1 protein-coding gene is annotated in these 384 nt (G+C 50.5%); it reads right to left on the bottom strand.

The features are described 5' to 3' along the window. Positions 1-58 precede the first annotated feature (58 nt). The coding region (locus ACQ4N9_RS26565; RefSeq protein ID WP_430934143.1) for a hypothetical protein at positions 59-384 on the bottom strand (326 nt) is incomplete at its 5' end.

The raw sequence follows: 384 nt of genomic DNA, 5'->3' as shown, positions 1-384 counted from the left end.
AGTGACGGACATGTAGGCGGGAGTTGCCATGCGTGTTGCTCTCCATGCGTTGAGAAAGTCACCCGGTGGCAGAAAGTTGCCGAACGGGGGATGCGCATCCATACAAAATCTGCGCCAGTGAATTTTTATCTATATAAATCAATGCTTTATATGGCAATGTCATTCGTTTGGATTGGTTTTTCAGCGATCGACATTCAAAAGTTGCGCAACTTCTTGCGCAGTGCTGGCAAAAGTTGCGCACTTGGCTGAAGAGCCCGTGCCACAAGGGCTGCAGCGCGTCAGAGGGCATTTTTTGACTGACCAAGTGCGCAACTTCTTGCGCAGTTGAACCTGAGGTCAAATCTGCCGAGTCGCCGAGGGAGAAACGATACCGAAGCGGTACTA

Source organism: Pseudomonas sp. ES1 (assembly GCF_050586605.1).
Taxonomy (GTDB): domain Bacteria; phylum Pseudomonadota; class Gammaproteobacteria; order Pseudomonadales; family Pseudomonadaceae; genus Aquipseudomonas; species Aquipseudomonas sichuanensis.
This window is presented reverse-complemented; position numbering and strand designations above follow the sequence as displayed.